Source organism: Acidaminococcus sp. CAG:542 (assembly GCF_000437815.1).
In the GTDB taxonomy this organism is placed as follows: Bacteria; Bacillota; Negativicutes; order Acidaminococcales; family Acidaminococcaceae; genus Acidaminococcus.
The window spans coordinates 1-2,990 of record NZ_FR902017.1 but is presented as its reverse complement, the minus strand read 5'-3'; the positions used below and the strand labels follow the sequence as shown (position 1 = coordinate 2,990).

Here is a 2,990-nt window from a genome sequence, read left to right as displayed (position 1 = left end):
TTATATATCCGTACTCTTTTCTTCTTCTCCACCTCCGTGGCCTTTTCCTGCACCTCCTGATCTTCTTCCGAATCCCACAGCAGTTCGAACCGGGGATCATTTTTCAGGTTTACGTACAGGGGGTCCAGATCGGTGGTGAGAAAATGGGTGAAGGGATACCGGGTGACAAAATCCCGGTAATCCAGTTTCCCATAAACCAGGGAACAATATTCTTCCATCACATCTTTCTGGTGGTTCAGCTTGGGCTTGAACACTTCGGCCCGGGTATCCATGTAACAGGGGATTCCCTGGAATTCTGCGTAGGGACCATCATTGTAGCCAGTCCACAGGCAGATGGGGCTGCCTCCGGCATCCTGTTGAATCACATCCACACTTTTGGCAAGGACGAAATCCGCCCGGAGTGACGGAATCCAGGCCACGGAAAAGGGGAACATCAGCATTATGACGACTATGGCAAAAAACATCCTGGTATTTTGTTTCAGTTTTTCTTCCAGATCATGTTCTTTCCACAATATCCATAGAGTCCCAAGAGCTCCCAGGGCCAACAACAGGAAACTGCCGACAAACAGGGAATATCGTCCTTCCGGTACTTTGGTTTGTTGGAACAATGCCAAACTCCCCGCAACAGCGGCTATGGCCATGAGCATGATCATGTGCCGGACACGGGACCAGGAATAGGAATCGGATGCAGACTTTTGGAATTGATGGTTGGCTATGATCTCTGCCATGGGAAACAGCCCGGCCAACAGGAACAGCATACCACTGCGGCTGGCTTGAAGAGCCATGAAACCGGTCCCCAGAGCCAAAAGCTGCTGACGGAGGGGGAGGGAATGGCGGGCATAGATGGCGGTGCAGAGAAAAAGCAGAATCAGATTGGCTGCCATAAAGGGGTAGGTGAAATTCAAAGCCAGCGGGTGCATTTCTGTTACCAGAGAATTGATTTCAGGATACCCATAGGACTTAAAGGCGTAGGTCATGGCCTCGGTTCCATAGGGGTTGCAGAGCCCGCCTGCCACAATGGCAGCAAGCAATAGTAAGAAATCTTTGGGCTTCCAGGTCAGTTCCCATCGGCCAAAAGAAAGTTTGGGCCCTGCCAAAGCTTCACAGGCATAGGGCAGAAGGAAAACAGTGAACATGGGCCACATGGCGCCGTGGAGGTTGATCAGAAGCACGGAAAGCAGAAAGAAAACCGGGATGAGAAACCGGGGCATCCGGTTCCGGTTGGCGTTTTTTTCCAAGAGATAAATTTCCAAAAGGAAAATCAGGCCGGACATGGTTTGTGGTCTCTGAAACAGATATCCCATGGACATGAGAATAAGCCAGAGCATCAGGAACAGGCGCACAGTTCCCGAAATCTGTCCGACTTTCAATTTGACCAACCGGGAATAAACAAAAAGAAAGACAGCCGCAATAACCCAGTTGTACGCAATCATGGCTTTAAGACCGCCCAGTTTGTACAGTTTCCACAACCCAAGGTCAAAGAGCCATTGCTGCATGACAAAATGAAAGTTCTGATGGATGGTGAACGGCTCCACATGGGGAATGCCAAACTGTTCCACATACCGGCCGCTGTTCAGCAGGAACCAGCCATCGTTGTCGAACCGATTGGTAAAAATGAATACGATCAATATCATGGATAGGGCATAAATCATGGAAACCATCTTATTTTTCATGTCCCGGCCCTCCCTTTGTTTCCATTTCCTGATATTCCTGCTCCGTATTCACCTGCCACAGGGCCGTTTTGTCAGTTTTTCCCTGGCGGATCAGGTCCACGGCGGTCATGGCGGAGAGCATGGAATGGTCCATGTTGTTGTACCGGTGCTGGCCGTTGCGGCCCATGCAGTAAAGGTTGGGGATGGTGTCCAGTTCCTGCCGGAGCCGGGGAAAATCCCGGTAGCTGCCGTAATAGGCCGGATAGGCCTTTTTCATCCGCACCACATGGCCTTCTTGTACCGCTCCGGGCCGGATCACATGGATGGTTTCCAGTTCTTTGGCGGCAAAGGAAATAAAATCACTGTCGGTCATGGACCACAGGGCGTCCCCTTCCTGACAGAAATATTCCAGGCCGATCCACAGGGTGTGGAGGGGATCCCGGACCAGGTAGGGGGACCAGTTGTTGAAGATCTGGAGCCGGCCCAATTTTACGTCCGGTTCCTGGACGTAAATCCAGCAGTCCGGGACCATATGGTTCAGGGTAGGGTGATCCGTCTCATTTTTCAGTTCCAACCGGTCCACCAAAAGGCCGGCGGTGACGAAATCCCGGTAGGGAAGGGCGGCAGCGGTTTCCCGGGCCTGGGGGGAAAACCAGTCCTGAGGCAGGCCGGCGGCCAGGTCCTTTACCGGCATGGTGGACAGGACGAAATCTGCCGGCACCTGCTGGAGGTTCCCTTCCCGGTCCCGGTACTGGACGGCAGAAAGAGTTTTATCCCCTCCGCCGGTGAATCCGGTGACTGTGGCTCCCATGCGGATTTCCCCGCCCAGACGGAGCACTTCGTCCCGGAGGGTTTCGTAGAACTGGCCGGGGCCGAATTTGGGATAGAGGAACCGTTCGATAAGGGAGGTCTGGACTTCCTTGGGCTGGATGTGGAAGGTCCGCTGGAACAGGTCCTTCAGCACGGCACCGATGGAAATGCCCTTGATCCGCTGGCTGCCCCAGTCGGCAGAGAGGTTTTTGGGAGAAAGGCCCCAGACCTTTTCCGTATAGCCGGCGAAAAAGGTCCGGTAGAGTTTTTCTCCGAACCGGTTGATCATGAAATCTTCCAGGGTGTTTTCCGGCCGTTTGTGGAAGCAGGAATACAGGTAGGAACAGCCGATTCCTGCCATGGCAGTGATCCCCAGGTTCCGGATGGTGGTCCAGTTCAGGGATACCGGGTAATCGAAGAATTTGTGCCGGTACAGGATCCGGGATACCCGCTGGCGGTCCAGGAACACCTGGTCCATCTCTTCCGGATCTACTCCCTGGGGATCCAGGGTGCAGGAACGATGGAGCA

Annotated in this window: 3 protein-coding genes and 1 pseudogene; 2 read left to right on the top strand and 2 right to left on the bottom strand. The window is 53.4% G+C overall.

The features are described from left to right. Positions 1–365, bottom strand: a pseudogene (locus QVO43_RS00920) (hypothetical protein); the annotation flags it as partial. A 330-nt stretch (positions 366–695) separates the two neighbouring features. On the opposite strand from QVO43_RS00920, the gene QVO43_RS00915 reads away from it, so the two are divergent. Both QVO43_RS00915 and QVO43_RS00910 read left to right on the top strand, forming a co-directional pair. Next, entirely contained in the window at positions 696–1,034 is a 339-nt protein-coding gene (locus QVO43_RS00915) for a hypothetical protein (RefSeq protein ID WP_288174258.1), read from the top strand. 117 nt (positions 1,035–1,151) lie between these two features. Further along, positions 1,152–1,640: a hypothetical protein gene (locus QVO43_RS00910; RefSeq protein WP_288174257.1), complete on the top strand. Its 489-nt coding sequence runs from the start codon at positions 1,152–1,154 to the stop codon at positions 1,638–1,640. Between the two features lie 22 nt (positions 1,641–1,662). Here QVO43_RS00910 and QVO43_RS00905 read toward each other — a convergent pair. Next, a partial coding sequence (locus QVO43_RS00905) for an NAD(P)/FAD-dependent oxidoreductase (protein ID WP_288174256.1) occupies positions 1,663–2,990 on the bottom strand: 1,328 nt, incomplete at its 5' end.